The following is a 20387-nucleotide window of genomic DNA, read 5'->3' as shown; positions in this document are numbered from 1 at the left end:
TTAGATTTTCCAAGCATGAGGAATGTATGCAAAAGGATGGTTTTGTTTCTTTCTCTGACGATTAAATCGACCTTTTTTCGGAGGGGGTAGTGGGTATCCGCGGTTTTGGACGATATATCCGCGCTTTTTCCCCTTATATCACCACTTACCCTTTTTCTGGAAAAAAAAGAACTCCTCCCTCACAATGATTTCACAAAAAAACTGACCCTCATCAAAGAGAGTCAGCTATTCATGATTATTTATACTGTTCAGGTCTTGAATCTATTTTTTTGAAATAATATCTAATTGCTTCACAAATACGACGGGAGGCATGTCCATCGCCGTATGGATTGGCGGCCTTGGCCATTTTTACATACTCAGACTCGTCTGTGAGAAGCTCGTTTGCCAGAGAGTAGATTGTCTCCTCCTCCGTCCCAGCCAGCTTCAGGGTGCCTGCTTCAATTCCTTCCGGGCGCTCGGTTGTATCACGCAGGACAAGAACAGGTACACCAAGGGACGGCGCCTCCTCCTGAACACCGCCTGAATCGGTCAGAATCAGATGGGCACGGGAGGCAAAGTTATGAAAATCAATCACATCAAGTGGCTCAATTAATTGAATTCGCTCATCATTGCCAAGAATTTCAGCAGCCACTTCACGGACGGCTGGATTCATATGGACGGGATAAACGACCTTAACATCCTTATGCTCCTCAACAAGCCGTTTAATCGCGCGAAACATATTCCGCATCGGCTCGCCTAAGTTTTCACGGCGATGGGCTGTCAAGAGGATTAAGCGTTCGTCACCAAGCCGCTCTAGAATCTCATGCTGATAATCCTCCTTCACCGTTGTTTTCAAGGCATCGATGGCCGTATTGCCGGTAATAAAAATCCAGTCCTCACGTTTATTTTCCTGCACTAGGTTTTGAGCGGATTTCGCCGTCGGGGCAAAATGCAAATCCGCCATCACACCTGTCAGCTGACGGTTCATCTCCTCAGGATAAGGCGAATACTTATTCCATGTCCTTAAGCCTGCCTCAACATGGCCAACCGTTATCCTATTATAGTAAGCAGCAAGGCTGGCGACAAAGGTGGTGGTCGTATCGCCGTGCACTAATACGATATCTGGCTCGACCTCTTTCATCACTGCATCAAGCCCCTCAAGCCCCCGGGTCGTTACATCCACAAGCGTTTGGCGGTCCTTCATCATATTCAAATCATAATCAGGGACAATCTCAAAGATCTTCAGCACCTGATCAAGCATTTGCCGGTGCTGGGCCGTCACCGTCACAATCGATTCAAAATGCTCCGGCTGCTTTTTCAGCTCCAGTACAAGCGGAGCCATTTTAATCGCCTCCGGTCTTGTCCCGAAAATTGTCATCACCTTAATCGGGCTCATGCCTTTCACCCTTTCTCTATTTATAGTTGGTTGGTTGGTTGGTTGGACAGTTGGTTAGTTGGTTGGTTGGACAGTTGGACAGTTGGTTAGTTGGTTGGTTGGTTGGTTGGTTGGTTTTCCTATCCAACTAACCGCTAACCAACTAACCAACCTTTTAAAAAACCTTAATAAAAGAGAAGGTCAGATTAACCTTCTCTTCATTATACTTTATTTTGTTCCAAATAAACGATCTCCGGCATCCCCTAATCCAGGAACGATATAGCCGTGGTCATTTAATTTTTCATCCAATGCCGCAATATAGATATCCACATCAGGATGTGCTTCCTTTAAGGCCTCTAATCCCTCTGGAGCTGCAATCAAGCACATGAATTTGATATGCTTGCCGCCGCGCTTTTTCAGTGAGTTAATCGCTTCAATCGCAGAGCCGCCTGTTGCCAGCATCGGGTCTACTACGATGAAATCTCTTTCCTCCACATCACTTGGAAGCTTCACATAATATTCAACCGGCATTAATGTTTCCGGGTCACGGTATAGACCGATATGACCAACCTTTGCTGCCGGGATGAGCTTCAATACGCCGTCAACCATTCCGATACCGGCACGAAGGATCGGTACAATCCCAATCTTTTTACCAGTTAACACTCTTGATTTCGTTTTTTGCACAGGAGTATCAATTTCAATTTCTTCTAAAGGCATGTCACGTGTAATTTCAAAGGCCATAAGCGTTGCCACTTCATCAACAAGCTCTCTGAACTCCTTTGTTCCCGTATCCTTTTGTCGAATATATGTAAGTTTATGCTGGATAAGTGGATGATCAAAAACATATACTTTTGCCACTAGAATCGCTCCTTTAGTAACTGTCTAATTTTGTAAAATCTGTGTCTATTTTCACTTCGTACTATTTTACAGAAAAAAATCTCTAAGAGCAATACGAAGTGAAAAGTGTAAATAAACAGACAATTTTATGGTGAAGGGAGTCCGCATTGGGCAAAAAAGAGGTACTGCGGCCAGCCCCATTCTCCTGTTAGCAGCCAATAAAACCGAAAAAAACCGGCCTCTATTGTAAGGCCGGCTATACTAATTAATATTCAGGATATAGTACAAACTTGCTTGTTAAAGCTTCAATGCGCTCTCTTGCTTCCTGAAGCTTTGCTTCATTCTCATGGTTTTTCAATACTAAACCAATGATGGAGGCAATTTCGTCCATATCTTCAAGACCGAAGCCGCGTGAAGTAACTGCTGCTGTACCGATACGGATACCGCTTGTCACGAATGGCTTTTCTGGATCATACGGGATCGCATTTTTGTTAACCGTAATTCCAACTTCATCAAGAACGTGCTCTGCCACTTTACCAGTAAGACCAAGTGTACGTAGGTCTACAAGTAATAGGTGGTTGTCCGTTCCGTTTGAAACAAGACCTAAACCTTCCTTTAGTAAGCCTTCAGCTAGGCGCTGTGCATTGTTAATCACATTTTGCGCATAGTCTTTGAAGCTTTCCTGTTGTACTTCACCAAGAGCCACTGCTTTAGCAGCGATTACGTGCATTAATGGACCGCCTTGGATGCCAGGGAAGATGGATTTATCGATTGCCTTCGCAAACTCTTCTTTACAAAGGATCATTCCGCCACGTGGTCCGCGTAATGTTTTATGCGTCGTTGTTGTCACAAAGTGTGCATGTGGCACAGGGCTTGGATGCTTGCCTGCTGCAACAAGACCCGCAATATGCGCCATATCCACCATTAAATAAGCGCCTACTTCATCGGCAATTTCACGGAACTTCTTGAAATCAATTTGTCTTGGATACGCACTGGCACCGGCAACAATAAGCTTTGGCTTATGCTGACGTGCTTTTTCTGCTACATCGTCGTAGTCAATATATTGTGTTTCCTTGTCAACACCGTACTCGACAAAGTTATATTGCACACCACTGAAGTTAACCGGGCTTCCGTGTGTTAAGTGACCGCCGTGAGCAAGGTTCATCCCAAGCACTGTATCGCCTGGCTCAAGAATTGTGAAGTATACCGCCATGTTTGCTTGTGCACCAGAGTGCGGCTGTACGTTCACGTGCTCAGCACCGAAAATTTCCTTCGCACGATCTCGAGCGATATCTTCCACAATATCCACATATTCACAACCGCCATAATAGCGTTTTGCTGGATAGCCTTCTGCATATTTATTGGTTAAAACAGATCCTTGTGCTTCCATGACTGCTTCACTGACAAAGTTTTCTGAGGCAATTAATTCAATTTTTGAGCGTTGACGGCCAAGCTCAAGCTGTATCGCTTTAAAGACTTTTTCATCCTGCTGTGCTACGTGTTTCATATATATCCTCCTCATCCTATATCCTGAAAAATTATCTTGTTTGTTTGAAAATTAACTTTTTATATCTTAACATGTTTTTCCGAATAATTGAATATCATTTTTCCAAAATATAAGGATTTTCTACGTTTTTCGACTTTTCAATCGATTTATAAGCCCTTGCTTGAAAAACAAGGGCTTTGTAGCGGGCTTTGATTAAGCCTATGTCCTTAACGGGCATAGCTTGCACATGTTAATAAATGCTAAATCCGAACATTCCTGTTTTCCTGCCGGTTATTTCTTTGTAAAAAATGGGTATTACCTGCAAGACTTATTGGATTTGGATTTCTCATAGACAGCGCGTTCGCCCCCGATGAGCTTTGGTCTTGTCCTGGCAAGCGTCACATGGGCGTTGCCGATTGTGTCAATCGATGCGCGAATCGGTACAGCAACATGCTTTAGATGCATGCCGATGAAGGTATCGCCAATATCGATGCCGGCATCGGCACGAATGAATTCGACCACCACCGGATCGGTCATATGCTGATAAGCGTAAGTCGCCATCGACCCGCCCGCATTTCTCGCCGGCACTACCGAAACGAGTTCGAAGCCATGCTTTTCAGCGACTTCCCTTTCCACAACCAACGCCCGGTTTAAATGCTCGCAGCACTGAAACGCAAGTTCAACGCCTGTGCTTTCCTGAAACCTTTTAAATTCCGTGAAAAGAATCTCCGCCGTATCTATTGTTCCCGATGTCCCGATTGTCGCTCCCTGCACTTCGCTCGTGCTGCAGCCAATCACAAAAATTTGCCCTTTGCGCAGCTCAACCAGGTTCTGAATATCGGTTAGGATGGTTTGCGTTTGCTCTTGAATCGTCATAATTTGAAAGCTCATCCCTTTCCTTTCCTGTCATTTTCATGATTGCTTGGATGCATTTTCTCGTTGCTTTGCTCGATTGGGTACCGAATGTGGCTTTTTTCGCTCGGTTAGTTCGTTACCCTGCCTTATTGGATACCGAATTCCCTTTGACTGGCTTGTTTCGGTCGCCTATAAGACCTCTACGCTACCCTTTTGGCTCTACATCGCCTTTTTCGGGAGCCTATAAGACCTCTACGCTACCCTTTTGGCTCTACATCGCCTTTTTCGGTCACCTATACACTTTCTATGCTACCCAATTAGCTCAGCTTGCCTTTTTCCAGGTGCTTATAAACCTAATTGGCTACCAAAATCCCTTTCCTAGAGAAATTCCAGTAGCCAGCCAACCTCTACAATTACTTATTTTCGTATGCTGTTATTTTACCTACTCGATTAGCGTGGCGTCCACCTTCGAACTCGCCGCCTAACCACGTTTTTGCGATTTCACGAGCAAGACCAGGTCCGATTACGCGCTCACCCATTGCTAAAATGTTACTATCATTATGCTCGCGAGTTACCTTTGCCGTAAATAGGTCATGTACAAGAGCACAGCGGATTCCCTTTACCTTATTCGCAGCAATGCTCATGCCGATGCCTGTCCCGCAGATAAGAATCCCTCTGTCAAATTCACCACTTGCCACTTTTTCCGCAACCGGAAGGGCATAGTCTGGATAATCCACTGATGTACCGCACTCACAACCGAAATCCTGGTATTCAATACCCATTTCGTCCATTAAGCTTTTAATCTCTTCTCGAATATTCACTCCACCGTGATCTGATGCGATAGCTACTTTCATTTTCGTTCTCCTCCTAGTCCTTACTTGAATTTTCTCTCTGCTTAGTTTGTCATATAACTGAAAAATTAATAGTTCTAGTCCTTTGCTCAGCCATCCATTTCGATACCATTATTTTCCCATTTATACTTTAAACCTGATAATCGTACTTTTCAATACTTCCGCTTGTTCTTTTAACTCAATTGTCAGCTGCTCCACACTTGAGATAACAGCGGTCTGCTGGAGAATCGAAGCCGTAACCTCCTGTGTGCTTGCGGAGGTTTCCTCAGCTATTCCCGCAACGGCCTCAGACTGGTTCGATAACGCTTTAATCCCTGTCATCTGTTGGTTAACAAGCTCCTTGATTTCAGAGGTTGAGACAGCCATCTGATTGATGCTGTTCGTCACCTCCTCCAAAGCAGCTGTCGTTTCTGTGCCCTTTTTCACCTCATGCGAAGCATGGTCGACCTGTTTTGTGATTTGCTGAACAACGTTTTGCACGCCATGCTGAATCGTTTTGACTTGACCGGTGATTTCCTTCACTGCCCTTGCGCTTTCATCCGCCAACCCACGCACTTCCTCGGCAACAACCGCAAAGCCCCTGCCATGCTCGCCGGCCCGTGCCGCTTCAATGGAGGCATTCAATGCCAACAGATTCGTTTGGGCCGCAATTTCTCCAACAAGCCCAATCACCCGCTCCACCTGTGACGCATTTTCCTCCAGCATCTTCACGGTTTGCAGCGAATGCTGGTTATCATTTGCCAGTGTTTCAATGCCAGATATCAGCGATTGAATGACCTCTTTGGCATGATGTAAATCATCAACCATTTCGACGGACAATTTTTCAGACGTCACCGCCTTTTTCTCCACCTTGGCAGCAATATGAATGACCTGATCAACCGCTTCCGCTGTTTCCTGTATCGAAACCGCTGAATTGTCAGCACCAGAGGCTATTTCTGTTATCGTCGAGGCAATCGCTTGTGCCTGTTCAGAGGCTGCCGCTGACTCTGCCGAAATCGCCATAACCTTTTGATTCGTTTCGTTAAAATTGGCGTCGATATTCTGAACCATGGCACGGAGATTGGCTAGCATCTCGTTGAAGGCAATCCCAAGTGAGCGAATTTCATTGTCCGCCTTGGAAAGCTCAATATCCTCACTAATTTCTCCGCCTGCCGCCTTCAGGGCACCCTGTTCAAGCCTCTTCAGCGGATTGATGATAAAGCCTGCGGCAAAAAAGGCTAAGATCCCCGACCAAATCACGCCAAGTAATAGGGTCATAATGGTGAACGGGATTTCTCCAATACTGATATAGTCCTTGACAAACGGGTATACAAAATAGATAAAAAATGCACTGGTTGTATAGGTAATCATAGCAAGTGTCGTTGTAAACACAACAAGCTGCTTTCGTAGTCCCGATTTATGCTGCCGTTTCTGCACCTCTAGCCGCCTCCCTCTCCCTGCTCAAAATCTGCTTTTATTCTCATTTCGCCTGTATCCTTTTACTGTAATTTTTCCATAGCCTTTTCAATCGCTTCCTTAATTTCATGAAAGGCTTCTCGATAGATATCAACAGATCCGCCGAATGGGTCGGCAATATCAGGATAGCCTTCCATCTTCGCATATTCCTTTAAGGTAAACGTTTTCGAACGAGCCTGCGAATATCGAGCTAAAATGGTTTCCTTGTGTCCAGTTGTCATCGTAAAAATATAGTCCGCCCATTCCACCTGATCCTCATCAAGCGTGGAGGCCTGATGTTGATGGGGAATCTTCTGTTCATCCAAGACCTTTATCGCATTCACAGAAGCCGCACTTCCCGATTGCGCATAGATTCCAGCCGACCGCACTTCCAACCCGGGAATCTCCATCTTTCGAAGAATCGATTCCGCCATCGGACTTCTGCATGTATTTCCTGTACAAACAAATAACACTTTCATCATCTCAACAGCTCCTTTACTTCACCCTTATCAGCCTTTTGAGACCCCACTAGCTTTTTATGTACGTACCACCTGCAGACTCGCTTCCCTTTTCCACTCTTCTAGGTCTTTTAGCCTGAAAAAACATTTATTTTAATCAATGAACAAGGATGAAAAATCCTTCTTTACTATTGTCTGCATATTATAGATTATAGAATAAATCTATCCGCTTCCATAGTCATATCAAGAATTTTTTTCTCGTTCTTACTAATTAGTCTTTGATTCTTGTCACTCTCACGTAAGAAAAAAGACACCCCTATAAGGATGTCGAAAAAGGGTCCTATTCGCGCATCGAATTTGTGTCTGGATTTTAATAAATGAAGTTAAAGTGGAAACAACAGCTTGATTCCGAAGAAAAGGAGGATGGCGCCACCAAGCACTTCACTATATTTTCCAAGCCAATCCTGAACGCGGCGGCCGATGAGTAAACCCGTCCAAGACAAAATCGTCGCACCCGCACCGAAGCAAGCCAGCACCAGCAGGGTTTGTGCACCGTAAATTCCTAATGACAGTCCTACCGAGAAGCTATCCAGACTGACACTCAGCGCAAATAGAATTAAACCAAAGCCGACCGGTGTAATCAGGCTTCCTTCCTCCTTTGCCAAACTCGACCAAATCATCTGCACTCCTAAAATGAGCAGGAGCGCTCCGCCAATATAGACCGCAATCTCCCCGAACTGCTCCGATAAAAAGCGGCCGGCGACCATTCCTAACAGAGGCATAAAAATATGAAAAATTCCAATCGTGATTCCAATTTTAAAAACCTGCCGGAGCCTTAGCTTGTACATGCCCATCCCCAAGCTAATCGAAAAGGCATCCATCCCCAGCGCAATACCCATAATCATAATCGTAATGATTTCCCCCATAATTGGCGGCATCCCAATTCCCCCTCGGACGTGCTATTTCAACATATGCAAGTCCAAGTCCATTTAGAAGCAGGAGTTTTTTTACGAAAGCATGAGCTGTTGGCACCTTCATTTTTACAATTAATGTAAAAATACGGATATAGTGGTCAAAACCGCGGATATGATGCTAAAAAGCGCGGATAACTAGCCGATAAACGTGGATATATCCCCAAAATCCGCGGATATCCCCTAACTGGAGGTTATCCACATTTCTTTTTCCGAAAAAACGTCTTAAAAGAGGGGGGAATGATTGAATTTGTGGATAGTTATTGGGGAAAAGCAGCCTATTTGTTTATAATTCCACCCCTCTTACTTCACATCAAGATTCATATTGTGGATGATTTATGTAAAAATCGCCCCTTTTCCACATAAACAGAGTCGCTGTTAGAAAGGAAATGTGGATAGCCTGTTACATAAGACCTTTTTACAGTAATAAAATAGCCCTTTCCCCAAAATCTGTGGGTAAGCTGTTGAAAACAATCCCGAAGTGTTGTAAATGACCGTTCAATTCAGCTTCTACAACATCCACTTCATTGATGCTATAATAGGCTGGCAATGATTCTTATAGAAAGTTGGAGATTGATGATGAAGAAAAAATATATATATATCGGTGCAGGGCTTTTGCTCTTTCTTCTTTTATTTTATGGTACCTATGAATTAGCCTCCTCAAGGACGTTTCAGCTGTTTGGCGGCTTAACGGATCAGGTGGAGACGAAGGAAAAGGTCGTGGCCTTGACCTTTGATGATGGACCGAGTGAAAACGTCAAGGAAATCCTGCCGCTATTGGACCAGTACAAGGTGAAGGCGACGTTTTTTCTCATCGGTCAGGATATCGAGCAGCATCCTGACGAAGCCAAGCAAATGGTAGCAGCCGGACACCAAATTGGCAATCACACCTATTCCCATAAACGCATGGTGTTCAAATCGCCTTCTTATATCAAAGAAGAGCTTGAAAATACCGATCAGCTGATTCGGGAGGCCGGGTATAAGGACGTGATTGACTTTCGACCGCCATACGGCAAAAAGCTTATCGGATTGCCGTATTATTTAAATCGATTAAACAAGGAAACGATCACCTGGAATCTGGAGCCTGACAGCTTCTACAGCACCGCCGCCGACAAAATCAATTATATCGAGGAAAATATTGAGCCAGGCTCGATTATTCTGCTGCACCCGATGTATGCCGATGCGGACGAGGTTCTCGAAACAATCGAGGGAGTTATTCAATCACTCCAGCAAAAGGGCTATACCTTCGTCACCGTCGATGAATTGCAAAGCATTGAATCCTAGTTACTTCACTCACACCACACGAAAAAAGCATCTGGTATTGAGCTCCACGCTGCTCATTCCAGATGCTTTTTTTCATCCACTTATTACTCGCTGTCCAGCTGCCTTTAAAAGCCGATTCATAATCGCATTTCCAACACCTTCAGTTGGAAACATCTCACTATAGATGACATCAATATCCTGTTTATTAAAGCTGCGCAGGGCTTCATAAATGGAGCTCGCAACACTTTCAAGATGTGCACGCTCACCGCAGGCAAAAATATAATCCGCATCATAATAGGTTTCGTTCTCCTTTGTTGTCAGAACGCCCACCCGCCTGCCTTCACGACGCTGCTCATTGATGTGCCGTTGGATGGCCTCTTTTGTGCCCTCAACAAGATAGAGCGGTGCATCCGGTGCATAATGGCGGTATTTCATGCCCGGTGATTTCGGCGCTTCCTTTTCATCACTCAAGGCTGGATCAACCTGAACCTCGCCGACTACCTGCTCGAGCTGCTCTCTTGTGACACCGCCCGGCCTTAGAATAATCGGAATTTCCGTTGTACAATCAATCACCGTCGATTCCACACCAACCCCTGTCGGACCACCGTCGACGATGCCGGCAATTCTACCGTCCAAATCCTCTTTTACATGGGAGGCCGTTGTCGGACTTGGCTTTCCGGAACGGTTGGCACTTGGCGCTGCAATCGGTAGCCCCGCTGCCTTTAGTACCGCAAGTGCAACTGGATGGTCCGGCATTCTCACGGCAACCGTATCAAGTCCTGCCGTTGCTCTATTGGAAATAAATCCCTTTTTCAACGGAAAAATAATGGTTAACGGGCCTGGCCAAAAGCGGTCCATCAGCAGCTGAGCATTGGCTGAAATGCTTTCAACAAAGGCAGCAAGCTGGCTTTGCTCAGCGATATGGACGATTAATGGATTATCACTCGGGCGGCCCTTTGCTGTAAAAATTTTCTCAACCGCCTGGTCCTCACGTGCATTCCCACCCAGTCCGTATACCGTTTCAGTCGGAAATGCGACGACTTCATTTTTTGCTAAAAGATGAGCGGCCTGTTGAATCTGTGGATAATTTTCCAGATTATCCACAAACTTATCCACTGACCAATAATTTGTCTTCATCATTTTCCACCTTCAAAATTACCAAAATTTACGCTAATTTCCTCTGAAAGTATAGTAGAAGCTGGGGAACAACACAAGTCTTATCCACAATTTGTGGATAAAAACATTCATTTTGTGGATAATTTTGTGGATATTAGCAGGTTTTACAGGGCAATTTTCAGAAAAACCGAGTTATCCACAGTAAGAATATGCTGAACATGACCTGCTTGGGATAACGCAGGTGGCAGCTCTGATTTCTTAATCTGTTGAAAACCGAGTAGCTCCACCAGCTTAACGGCACCGATTTTATTAGTGGCCATAAATATTTCTGTCATTCCCTTTTCCGTCGCCAGCAGAAAAATCTGTTCAAATAGAATATAGACATCATTTTTCATCGTTTGCGACGTCATTACGAGCGAACGCAATAAACCGACCTCGCCAAACTGCTCAATTCCAATAGTCGCCTGGATGTCCCCCACTTCATCCTCCATGATTAGGAAGGAATCAATCGTCCCTGACACTCCCTCCGCACTCAGTCCGGCCTTCTCTAGAAAAGTCACCAGGTTATCCACATCATTCGTAAGTGCACACCGAATCACAGCGCTCATAGAACTCCCTCCTCGTTTCATCTCGATAAACTATTAATATGAAACAATAGAGAAAGTAGAACCAGTATTTTGAAATAAGCTGGTATGATTAGCATAGAAATCCGTTTACTTATCCATTGAAAAAGGGAAAGAATCTCTTCTTCCCTTGCTTAACCAAATAGCTTGTCCCAGATTTCTTTGACAAAAAATTTCACTTCAACAGGCTGCTCATCCTCACCTGTGAATACAGGAGCTGATTGTGATTGCTTGTTTTCTTTATCCACAGCTGGCTGTTCCGGATTGACTTCTTCTTCTTCTACTTCAGCGGCTGCTTCCTTTTGACTGTCTTCGGCTGGAGCAACTTCTTTTGAATCCGTAACGACTTCTTCCATCACTTCAACTACTGCTTCGACTGCTTCTGTCTGCTCCACGCTGTCCTTTTGTTCCTCAGCTTCTACTGCTGTCTTTTTCTTGTCTTGATTTTTAGTATTCTTTTCATCCTGCGTATTATCCTCGTTATCGGCTATTTTTTCCTCTTCCTCATCAAATCCTTCGCTTACAGCGACGCCGTTTGAAAAATCTAAAAAGCATAGCGGCGGGAATAATACGCACCACCAGTTGGCGCCTGTTCCCTCCCCAAGGGTAATCAAAATCGCCTCATATTGACCGGCTGGATATAAAAATTGTCCATAAAGCTTCGTTGGGAATTCGACGACCCCGAATTCAACCTTAACGGTTTGGTTTACCTTTTCTTTAGCCATTACCGCTTCAGCCATTTGCTGAATTTCCGGAATCCCAGCCTTAATCACTTCTCTTGCCGCCTCCTTGGAGGTAAGCTCTGCGACCCATTTGGTAATTTCCTCATTGACCTCATCGCGGACCATTCGCTTGATTTCCTGATCCTTACTGCTGTCGCTGTTAGCCAAAATGCGTAGACGAATCGCATCATTAGGTATGACTAAAGCATCGTTTGCCGTTACTTCATTTTTCGGTATATATAGGCTTAAAATTGTACCAATTGATAGGATAAATAGATAAATGATTGCTAGATTTTTTCGTTTCATGTTTGGCACCGTCCCTTCACTAACCCATTGTGGACACGATGCCGGAATTTTAAACTAGCAAAAAGGTAAATATTTTTTAATAGATTAGCTGACTAATGATGTCCTATTGGTGTCAGGCACCGCACATGGACACTATTCATGATTTTGCCTTTTTACGGTGCCTGGCACCGCATCGGTTTCCATGAAGACCATTCTGTCTTTTCCATTTATGTCATAGACGGTTTCGATATGTGCGGTAGGAAATGCTTGACGTAGCAATTCCATGACAGCCCCGCTTTGACCGGCGCCGACTTCAAAGCCGACGAGTGCTTTTTCTTTTAGCACAGACGGCAGCTCCTCGGCAAATCTCCGGTACAAGTCCAGTCCATCCTCACCGGCAAACAGCGCACTATAGGGCTCGTGCTCTGTTACAACCTCTGACATGTCTACACTATCGCCGACTGGAATATAGGGAGGATTAGAGATGACCACATCAAACCTGCGGCCACTCACAATAAACGGCTGCAGCAAGTCACCTTGTACAAACTCAACCTCTGCTCCTAATCTCTCTGCATTTCCACGGGCCACAGCCAATGCAGTGTCAGAAATATCACTCGCTGTAACCGTGAGCTCCGGCTTTTCTAATTTGAGCGAAACCGCAATTGCCCCGCTGCCTGTTCCAATATCAACAGTCTCCACAGGCTGCCCGTCGCCAAACAAGCGGGAAATCCGCTCCAAGGCCCCAAGCACAAGCTCCTCAGTCTCAGGTCTTGGGATCAATACACACTCATTCACCCGAAAGCTGCGTCCATAAAACTCCTCATGACCGATGATATACTGAACCGGCGTCCCCTCACCATGAAGCTCTACCGCGCCGCGGAATCGTTTTTCCACTTCCGCATCAAGCTCCTCACGCAAATTGGCCAAAAGCGTTGTTCGATTCGTATCTAAGAAATAACGCAGCAATAGTTCACCAGCATTTTCGTCCCGATTCTTTTCTTTTAAAAAAAGAGAAGCCCATTTAAGAGCTTCATACACTTTCGTCATATCTTAATCCTCTGCGCTTTCCAGCTTGCTTGATTGTTCTTCCATAATCAGAGCATCGATGATGTCATCTAGTTTTCCCTGTAGGATTTGATCAAGCTTTTGGATTGTGAGACCGATACGGTGGTCTGTCACGCGGTTTTGCGGGAAGTTATATGTGCGAATCCGCTCGGAACGGTCACCTGTCCCGACAGCCGATTTACGCTGCTGGTCATATTCCGCCTGCGCTTCACGCTGGAACTTATCATATACACGGGCACGAAGAACCTTCATCGCCTTTTCTTTGTTCTTAATTTGTGATTTTTCATCCTGACAGGATACAACTGTATTTGTTGGAATATGGGTTAAACGAACGGCTGACATCGTCGTGTTAACACTTTGTCCACCAGGTCCACTCGATGCAAATGTGTCGACGCGGATATCCTTATCATGTAGCTCCACTTCGACTTCCTCTGTTTCCGGAAGAACCGCGACGGTTGACGTGGATGTATGGATACGACCGCCTGATTCTGTTTCAGGGACACGCTGCACACGATGGGCACCATTTTCATATTTCAACTTGGAATACGCGCCTTTACCATTAATCATAAAGATAATCTCTTTATAGCCGCCGACACCTGTTGTGCTGGCTTCGATAACATCTGTTTTCCAGCCTTGCGCTTCCGCAAACTTGCTGTACATACGGTATAGGTCACCAGCAAAAAGGGCTGCTTCGTCACCACCGGCAGCGCCGCGGATTTCCATAATAACGTTTTTATCATCATTAGGGTCCTTAGGAATCAAGAGAATTCTTAGTCTTGCTTCCAGCTCTTCCATGCGGTCCTCTAGCTCAGAAAGCTCTTCCTTCACCATTTCCCGCATATCTGAGTCAAGCTTTTCCTCAAGCATTTCCTTTGCATCACTGATTTGCTCTTTTACTTCCTTATATTCACGATAAGCCATGACAGTTTCCTGGATATCGGACTGCTCTTTTGAGTAGTCACGCAGCTTATTTGTATCACTGACAATCGCCGGGTCGCTTAACAGCTCATTTAGCCTTTCATAGCGATCCTCTACGGCTTGAAGACGATCAAACACGGTCATTCACCTCAATTAGTAAAATAAAAATGATAATGTAAATTTATATTCAATTCAGAAGCAAGACTTATAGTGAACAGAATCATTTCATTCTGCAAAACTTACTCCCTACAATGCTCTTTTAAACCCATAACATTCTAATTATAGTATAGGCAATACTCTTCGTCAAAACCCATTAAATTTGGAAGCAGGAGAACCGTTCCTCTGCTACCTGCTGCACGGGGACGCTTCTTCTGCTTCCAATTGTCTTTGAACATCAAAAAACAGGCAAGACTGAAACTTGCCTGTTTTTTCGTTCAATATTACTTAAGACCGTATTTTTTGTTGAAACGATCAACACGACCGCCGGCTTCAGCGAATTTTTGACGTCCTGTGTAGAATGGATGACATTCTGAACATGTCTCAACACGGATTGATTCCTTTACTGAGCCAGTTTCAAATTCGTTACCACAAGCACATTTCACTGTTGCTTTTTTGTAGTTAGGATGAATTCCTGCTTTCATTCCTTTTCAGCTCCTTCCGCCCTGAATCTTTCGAAACAGAGTTATATGTTACAGCGTGACGATAGTACGCTAGTTTTTACTGAAAAACACTCTTCATATTATAGCAAGGACTATTTTGAAATGCAACTTCTGTTTTATTCCTATTTTTTAACAACGTTGTTGATTTCCGTTCCAGGCACTACGCTTTCCGCAAAATGGAATAATCCTATCCCTTTTACGATCTCTTCGCCTTCATCTCATCACTCAACGCGGCAAAGAAGTCTTCGTTTGATCTTGTTTGCTTTAGCTTGCGGAGGAATTTCTCGGCAAAGTCTGGTGAGTCTGACATCGATTTGCGGATAGCCCATAGTAGGTCGAGACGGTCTTTTGGAATGAGAAGCTCTTCCTTCCGTGTACCTGAGCGACGAATGTCGATGGCCGGGAAGATTCTTCTTTCTGCCAATGAGCGGTCAAGGTGAAGCTCCATATTACCGGTTCCTTTAAATTCCTCATAAATCACATCGTCCATACGGGAGCCTGTATCAACCAACGCCGTTGCTAGAATCGTTAAGCTTCCGCCTTCTTCAATGTTTCGAGCCGCTCCGAAGAAGCGCTTTGGACGGTGGAACGCTGCCGGGTCAATCCCACCTGAAAGTGTACGGCCGCTTGGCGGAATCACAAGGTTATAGGCACGAGCCAATCTCGTAATACTATCCATTAAAATGACAACATCGCGCTTGTGCTCAACCAAGCGCATCGCACGCTCTAGCACGAGCTCCGCGACTTTAATATGGTTTTCCGGTACCTCGTCAAAGGTTGAGCTGACAACATCACCGACAACTGAGCGTTCAATGTCTGTTACCTCTTCCGGACGCTCATCGATCAAGAGCACAATCAGCTCTGCCTCCGGATGATTGGTTGTCACACTGTTAGCGATTTCCTTAATCAGCATCGTTTTTCCGGCCTTTGGCGGAGCCACGATTAAACCACGCTGACCAAAGCCAACCGGTGCCACAACATCCATGATGCGCGTTGAAATATTTTTATTTGTCGTTTCAAGCTTCATTTGTCTATCTGGATATAACGGGGTCAACCCAGGGAAATGTACCCGTTCCTTCGAGGTTTCCGGATCATCGCCATTAACGGCTTCAACCTGCAGTAAGCCGAAATAACGTTCATTTTCCTTCGGTGGACGTACCTTACCTGAAACCTTATCCCCGTTTCTTAAATCAAATCGACGAATTTGTGAGGCCGAAATGTAAATATCCTCTGAGCTTGGAGAGTAATTGATCGGTCTTAAAAACCCAAAGCCCTCTGATTGGATGATTTCAAGGACACCTTCCATGAAAAAGTACCCTTCCTGCTCAGCACGTGCTTTCAATATGGCGAAAATTAATTCCTTTTTAGTCAGTTTGCTGTAGTAGGACACCTTATATTCGCGAGCTAATTCATAAAGCTCCTTTAACTTCATATTCTCTAAACTTGATATATTTAATCCCATGATTCCACCACTCTTTTGAATTTTCAATCATTCCCTCCACGAGCAGAACATTCAGGCAGTATTGTATGAAAGGCAAATGGAAAGATTTTAATAACACTTGAGGTTCTTGCTTTTTGAAGAATGTCTTGTACGTGAGTTTTGAATATTTGAAGACAAAAATAATGTTAATTTTACCTTCTCCTGTGAAACTTAACAATATTATTTTAAAAAAATTTTGGGAATGAAAGGTTTTTTTATCTATATGAAAGTGCAGCAGCTACAAAAGAAGCTGATTAATAGCTGCTGCTTTCCCTAACTGAAAGGAAAGTATAGATTATTTTCTATACATGGAAGGCTGTTTGCCCTCACCTGTGGGAGGGAGGGCGTTACTATGATTTGATTCTGCGCTAGCTTTGCTGCTTTTAAGTTTCAGACACTTCGCTTTCCGCTTCATCCTTCTCCATCATTATCTAATGACTAGGTTAGGCTTTTTCTTCAGGCTGTGTGTTCCCTCAATGAAACGAACTGTACCTGATTTGGCACGCATAACAACAGAATGGGTAGTGGCATGTGAGCCCTTGAACTGAACTCCACGCAGTAATTCTCCATCTGTAATACCTGTTGCCGCGAAAATAGCGTCGTCACCCTTGACTAAGTCATCCATAAGAAGGACCTTGCTTGGGTCAACCCCCATGCTTAGGCAGCGTTGTAATTGTGCATCATCCTCTGGCAGTAATTTTCCCTGCAGCTCGCCGCCGAGACATTTTAGCGCAACCGCCGCTAGGACACCCTCAGGAGCGCCACCGGCACCAAATAAAATGTCTACGCCGGTAAAATCAAACGCGGTGTTAATCGCTCCTGCAACATCACCATTATCAATTAGCTTAATCCGTGCGCCTGCTTCTCTGATTTGCTGAATGATATGGGCATGACGGTCACGATTTAAAATGGTTGCTACAACATCTTCAATATTTTTGTTTTTCGCTTTTGCCACTGCTTTAAGGTTATCAATAACCGGTGCATTGATATCAATACAGCCAACGCATTCAGGACCAACAGCAATTTTGTCCATATACATATCAGGGGCATGAAGTAGGTTGCCTTTATCCGCAATAGCCAGAACAGCTAGTGCATTCCAGCCTCCGTTTGCCAGGATTTCTGTCCCTTCAACTGGGTCAACGGCTACATCCACCTCAGGTCCAACTCCAGTGCCAAGCTTTTCCCCGATATAAAGCATTGGTGCTTCATCCATTTCCCCTTCACCGATCACGACTGTACCCTTCATATCGACGGTATTAAAAATGTCGCGCATTGCGGTTGTGGCTGCTCCATCTGCTTCATCCTTTTTACCGCGGCCCATCCAACGTGCAGATGACTGTGCAGCTCCTTCTGTTACACGAACCAACTCCATTGTTAAACTTCTTTCCACTTTCGTTCCCCCCTAGTTTTCCCTCTGGTATGCAAATCCTAGCTGTCTTTTTACTTGAAAGCCCAAAAATGCGATTTCCGCATTTAGGTTCTCCTGCTCCGTCATACTAATACTATCAAGTACTGGCGTCGCGAGTAAACGATGCGTATTCCGTCCACCAGCTCCTAAGCATTTTTCGTCTGCTCGATTTCATCCTTGGACAAGTTCTCACGCCAAACTGTGGCGCCAAGACCGTTCAATTTTTCAACCATATGACTATATCCACGATCAATATGCTCAAGCCCTGTTACTTCTGTCACGCCTTCAGCCATCAGGCCGGCAATCACTAGCGCCGCACCTGCGCGCAGGTCACTCGCTTTTACCTTTGCCCCCTCAAGCTGAATCGGTCCATTAATAACGGCCGAGCGTCCTTCTACTTTAATCGTTGCATTCATTCTTCTTAGCTCATCAATATGCTTAAAGCGCGCACCGTAAATCGTATCGGTGACAATGCTTGTCCCCTCTGCTCTTGTTAAAAGAGCGGTAAGCGGCTGCTGCAGGTCGGTTGGAAAGCCTGGGTACACAAGCGTTTTAATGTCGACTGCCTTCATATTTGGAACGGAACGAACAAATACCTGGTCGTCCCCGACTTCAATATGAACATCCATTTCCCGCAGCTTCGCAAGCAAGGACTCCAAATGGTGCGGAATCACATTGTCAACCAGCACCCCTTCACCAGCAGCTGCACCGAGAATAATATATGTACCTGCTTCAATCCGGTCCGGAATAATCGTGTGACGGCAGCCATGCAGATTGTCTACCCCTTCAATTCGAATCACATCCGTACCCGCCCCTTTAATCTTCGCTCCCATGTTTGTGAGCAGGGTCGCTACATCGATGATTTCCGGCTCCTTGGCTGCATTTTCAATAATTGTTCTGCCTTTGGCACGAACAGCCGCCAGCATGATGTTGATTGTCGCGCCAACACTGACGACGTCTAAGTAAATCCGGGCACCCCTTAGTTCATCTGCACGCAGATAAATCGCACCCTGTTCATTGCTGACAGAGGCACCAAGCGCTTCAAAGCCTTTAATATGCTGGTCAATGGGACGCGGTCCAAGATGACAGCCGCCAGGCAAACCAATCACGGCTTTCTTGAAGCGACCAAGCATCGCCCCCATCAAATAATAGGATGCGCGCAGCATTTTGACTTTTCCGTTCGGCAGGGGCATGGAAATCATTTTTGAAGGGTCAACCGTCATATCATTGTCGGTAAAATCCACTTTTCCGCCAATTTCCTCTAGCAAACCTTTAAGAATCTGGACATCAGAAATATCTGGCAGCCCTTCAATCGTTACAGGTGAATCAGCAAGAATAGTAGCCGGTATTAACGCGACCGCACTATTTTTGGCCCCGCTAATCCGAACTGTCCCTTTTAACGGATAGCCGCCTGCAATCATTAATTTTTCCATTTTTAACTCCCTTCAAAGTCATGTTGTGAACTTATATTTATTCTTCCTCATTTCAGAGAATCATGCTTGTCTCTTTCGAAGGCTAGATTGGTCATTACTTGTTTTTTACATTCATCCTTTATTTTACACAAAAAAGAAGCGACTTCTATCAAATTGGAAAAATTTTTCCCTATTTTAATAAAATTTTTCTGAAAAAGCTATATCGGAAAAGTAATTCGCAAGGTTTTACAGGGGGAAAGGCTGACTACATTTCGGTCATTATTTCGTTTTGGCTGAAAAGATTAGGAGGTTAGCGCCGTGAAGACGAAGGTTGAAGTGCTATTTATAGGGAAGCGCTCTTTTGCGAGGCGCTTCCGCTTTACATTATTAAGAATGAAGTTAACGTGTTTTCCAATCAGCCAAGAAAGCTTCAATTCCTTTGTCTGTTAAAGGATGATTAAATAATTGCTTAATGACCTTGAATGGAATGGTTGCGATATGGGCACCTCTTAAGGCAGCATCCGTTACGTGCTGAGGATGTCTGATGGAAGCAGCGATAATTTCAGTTTCAAGACCGTGAATCGCAAAGATTTCAGCGATAGTTGAAATTAAATCCTGCCCGTTATAACCGATATCATCCAGTCTGCCAACGAATGGTGAAACATATGTAGCACCTGCTCTAGCAGCCATCAATGCTTGGTTGGCACTGAAAATAAGCGTTACATTTGTTTTGATGCCTTCCTTTGACAGTGCTGAAACAGCCTTCATTCCATCTGGAGTCATAGGAATTTTCACTGTAATATTTGGTGCGATGGCAGCCAATTCTTTTCCTTCTCTAATCATACCTTCAGCATCAAGCGCGATTACTTCTCCACTTACTGAACCTGGAACAAGTGTTGCAATTTCACGCAGGCGGTCATGAAAAGAAATATTTTTCTCTTTTGCCACAAGGGAAGGATTCGTTGTTACACCAGAGATGATCCCTAGTTCATGCGCCTCTTTGATTTCGTCCATATTTGCAGTATCGATAAAAAACTTCATTGGTATACCCCTTTCATATTAAAAAAATCGCTAAGTATAGCTAATTTTTATTATTCACATTCTTTTGCCGAAAAAGCAAGGGTTTCCTTTTTATGTAATAATGCATTGAAAACCGCCTTTAAGAAGGCGGTTTTCTCTTGTCAAAGGTC

Annotated in this window: 19 protein-coding genes and 1 pseudogene; 1 reads left to right on the top strand and 19 read right to left on the bottom strand. The window is 44.6% G+C overall.

All coding sequences use genetic code 11. The annotated features are described in order from the left end of the window. Nucleotides 1-235: 235 nt before the first annotated feature. The 9 genes and pseudogenes from wecB to BQ5321_RS03695 all read right to left on the bottom strand — a co-directional run bounded on the left by wecB (nt 236) and on the right by BQ5321_RS03695 (nt 8213). Nucleotides 236-1375, bottom strand: coding sequence for a non-hydrolyzing UDP-N-acetylglucosamine 2-epimerase (wecB, locus tag BQ5321_RS03730; RefSeq protein WP_071393283.1), 1140 nt, complete (start codon nt 1373-1375; stop codon nt 236-238). Nucleotides 1376-1582: 207 nt separating this feature from the next. Next, entirely contained in the window at nt 1583-2212 is a 630-nt protein-coding gene (gene upp, locus BQ5321_RS03725) for a uracil phosphoribosyltransferase (protein ID WP_071393282.1), read from the bottom strand. A gap of 244 nt (nt 2213-2456) precedes the next feature. Further along, nucleotides 2457-3698, bottom strand: a complete 1242-nt coding sequence (locus BQ5321_RS03720; protein ID WP_071393281.1) for a serine hydroxymethyltransferase — start codon at nt 3696-3698, stop codon at nt 2457-2459. Nucleotides 3699-3992: 294 nt separating this feature from the next. Next, nucleotides 3993-4568 (bottom strand): TIGR01440 family protein, encoded by a 576-nt coding sequence (locus BQ5321_RS03715; RefSeq protein WP_071393280.1) that lies wholly within the window; start codon nt 4566-4568, stop codon nt 3993-3995. 377 nt (nt 4569-4945) lie between these two features. Then, entirely contained in the window at nt 4946-5386 is a 441-nt protein-coding gene (rpiB, locus tag BQ5321_RS03710; RefSeq protein WP_071393279.1) for a ribose 5-phosphate isomerase B, read from the bottom strand. A gap of 120 nt (nt 5387-5506) precedes the next feature. Continuing rightward, nucleotides 5507-6385, bottom strand: coding sequence for a methyl-accepting chemotaxis protein (locus BQ5321_RS03705; RefSeq protein ID WP_390622180.1), 879 nt, complete (start codon nt 6383-6385; stop codon nt 5507-5509). Nucleotides 6386-6445: 60 nt separating this feature from the next. Then, nucleotides 6446-6640: pseudogene (locus tag BQ5321_RS25060) on the bottom strand (HAMP domain-containing protein); the annotation flags it as partial. A gap of 221 nt (nt 6641-6861) precedes the next feature. Next, a complete protein-coding gene (locus BQ5321_RS03700) occupies nt 6862-7299 on the bottom strand; it encodes a low molecular weight protein arginine phosphatase (protein ID WP_084786623.1) in 438 nt (145 codons plus the stop codon). 359 nt (nt 7300-7658) lie between these two features. Beyond that, entirely contained in the window at nt 7659-8213 is a 555-nt protein-coding gene (locus tag BQ5321_RS03695; RefSeq protein WP_071393277.1) for a manganese efflux pump MntP, read from the bottom strand. A 612-nt stretch (nt 8214-8825) separates the two neighbouring features. Here BQ5321_RS03695 and BQ5321_RS03690 point away from each other — a divergent pair. After that, nucleotides 8826-9530 carry a polysaccharide deacetylase family protein gene (locus BQ5321_RS03690; RefSeq protein ID WP_071393276.1) on the top strand — a complete coding sequence of 235 codons (705 nt, stop codon included), beginning with the start codon at nt 8826-8828 and terminating at the stop codon, nt 9528-9530. A gap of 72 nt (nt 9531-9602) precedes the next feature. Here the strand turns inward: BQ5321_RS03690 and BQ5321_RS03685 are convergent, their stop codons facing one another. The 10 genes from BQ5321_RS03685 to fsa all read right to left on the bottom strand — a co-directional run bounded on the left by BQ5321_RS03685 (nt 9603) and on the right by fsa (nt 20238). Beyond that, nucleotides 9603-10646 (bottom strand): L-threonylcarbamoyladenylate synthase, encoded by a 1044-nt coding sequence (locus tag BQ5321_RS03685; RefSeq protein WP_071393275.1) that lies wholly within the window; start codon nt 10644-10646, stop codon nt 9603-9605. Between the two features lie 143 nt (nt 10647-10789). Further along, entirely contained in the window at nt 10790-11233 is a 444-nt protein-coding gene (locus tag BQ5321_RS03680; protein WP_071393274.1) for a GNAT family N-acetyltransferase, read from the bottom strand. Nucleotides 11234-11382: 149 nt separating this feature from the next. Beyond that, on the bottom strand, nt 11383-12276 hold the full coding sequence (gene spoIIR / locus BQ5321_RS03675) for a stage II sporulation protein R (protein ID WP_071393273.1): 894 nt from the start codon (nt 12274-12276) through the stop codon (nt 11383-11385). Nucleotides 12277-12408: 132 nt separating this feature from the next. Beyond that, nucleotides 12409-13302, bottom strand: coding sequence for a peptide chain release factor N(5)-glutamine methyltransferase (gene prmC, locus BQ5321_RS03670; RefSeq protein WP_071393272.1), 894 nt, complete (start codon nt 13300-13302; stop codon nt 12409-12411). A gap of 3 nt (nt 13303-13305) precedes the next feature. Continuing rightward, nucleotides 13306-14376, bottom strand: a complete 1071-nt coding sequence (gene prfA / locus BQ5321_RS03665) for a peptide chain release factor 1 (protein WP_071393271.1) — start codon at nt 14374-14376, stop codon at nt 13306-13308. A gap of 302 nt (nt 14377-14678) precedes the next feature. Next, a complete protein-coding gene (rpmE, locus tag BQ5321_RS03660) occupies nt 14679-14879 on the bottom strand; it encodes a 50S ribosomal protein L31 (RefSeq protein WP_071393270.1) in 201 nt (66 codons plus the stop codon). A gap of 214 nt (nt 14880-15093) precedes the next feature. Beyond that, entirely contained in the window at nt 15094-16359 is a 1266-nt protein-coding gene (rho, locus tag BQ5321_RS03655; RefSeq protein ID WP_071396760.1) for a transcription termination factor Rho, read from the bottom strand. A 445-nt stretch (nt 16360-16804) separates the two neighbouring features. Then, on the bottom strand, nt 16805-17767 hold the full coding sequence (gene glpX / locus BQ5321_RS03650; RefSeq protein ID WP_071393269.1) for a class II fructose-bisphosphatase: 963 nt from the start codon (nt 17765-17767) through the stop codon (nt 16805-16807). 164 nt (nt 17768-17931) lie between these two features. Continuing rightward, complete coding sequence (locus BQ5321_RS03645; RefSeq protein ID WP_071393268.1) at nt 17932-19218, bottom strand: UDP-N-acetylglucosamine 1-carboxyvinyltransferase; 1287 nt, start codon at nt 19216-19218, stop codon at nt 17932-17934. A gap of 378 nt (nt 19219-19596) precedes the next feature. Beyond that, nucleotides 19597-20238 (bottom strand): fructose-6-phosphate aldolase, encoded by a 642-nt coding sequence (gene fsa, locus BQ5321_RS03635; protein WP_071393266.1) that lies wholly within the window; start codon nt 20236-20238, stop codon nt 19597-19599. Nucleotides 20239-20387 lie beyond the last annotated feature (149 nt).

Source organism: Bacillus tuaregi (genome assembly GCF_900104575.1).
Taxonomy (GTDB): domain Bacteria; phylum Bacillota; class Bacilli; order Bacillales; family Cytobacillaceae; genus Bacillus_BD; species Bacillus_BD tuaregi.
Note: the sequence above shows the minus strand (reverse complement) of the source record. Positions and strands in the feature narration are given on the sequence as shown.

Excerpts from the sequence above, each read along its gene's own strand:
- wecB (WP_071393283.1), bottom strand. The coding sequence starts at position 1,375 with ATGAGCCCGATTAAGGTGATGACAATTTTCGGGACAAGACCGGAGGCG.
- BQ5321_RS03720 (WP_071393281.1), bottom strand. The coding sequence starts at position 3,698 with ATGAAACACGTAGCACAGCAGGATGAAAAAGTCTTTAAAGCGATACAG.
- BQ5321_RS03715 (WP_071393280.1), bottom strand. The coding sequence starts at position 4,568 with ATGAGCTTTCAAATTATGACGATTCAAGAGCAAACGCAAACCATCCTA.
- rpiB (WP_071393279.1), bottom strand. The coding sequence starts at position 5,386 with ATGAAAGTAGCTATCGCATCAGATCACGGTGGAGTGAATATTCGAGAA.
- BQ5321_RS03705 (WP_390622180.1), bottom strand. The coding sequence starts at position 6,385 with ATGGCGATTTCGGCAGAGTCAGCGGCAGCCTCTGAACAGGCACAAGCG.
- BQ5321_RS03700 (WP_084786623.1), bottom strand. The coding sequence starts at position 7,299 with ATGATGAAAGTGTTATTTGTTTGTACAGGAAATACATGCAGAAGTCCG.
- BQ5321_RS03695 (WP_071393277.1), bottom strand. The coding sequence starts at position 8,213 with ATGCCGCCAATTATGGGGGAAATCATTACGATTATGATTATGGGTATT.
- BQ5321_RS03690 (WP_071393276.1), top strand. The coding sequence starts at position 8,826 with ATGAAGAAAAAATATATATATATCGGTGCAGGGCTTTTGCTCTTTCTT.
- BQ5321_RS03685 (WP_071393275.1), bottom strand. The coding sequence starts at position 10,646 with ATGAAGACAAATTATTGGTCAGTGGATAAGTTTGTGGATAATCTGGAA.
- BQ5321_RS03680 (WP_071393274.1), bottom strand. The coding sequence starts at position 11,233 with ATGAGCGCTGTGATTCGGTGTGCACTTACGAATGATGTGGATAACCTG.
- spoIIR (WP_071393273.1), bottom strand. The coding sequence starts at position 12,276 with ATGAAACGAAAAAATCTAGCAATCATTTATCTATTTATCCTATCAATT.
- prmC (WP_071393272.1), bottom strand. The coding sequence starts at position 13,302 with ATGACGAAAGTGTATGAAGCTCTTAAATGGGCTTCTCTTTTTTTAAAA.
- rpmE (WP_071393270.1), bottom strand. The coding sequence starts at position 14,879 with ATGAAAGCAGGAATTCATCCTAACTACAAAAAAGCAACAGTGAAATGT.
- rho (WP_071396760.1), bottom strand. The coding sequence starts at position 16,359 with ATGGGATTAAATATATCAAGTTTAGAGAATATGAAGTTAAAGGAGCTT.
- BQ5321_RS03645 (WP_071393268.1), bottom strand. The coding sequence starts at position 19,218 with ATGGAAAAATTAATGATTGCAGGCGGCTATCCGTTAAAAGGGACAGTT.
- fsa (WP_071393266.1), bottom strand. The coding sequence starts at position 20,238 with ATGAAGTTTTTTATCGATACTGCAAATATGGACGAAATCAAAGAGGCG.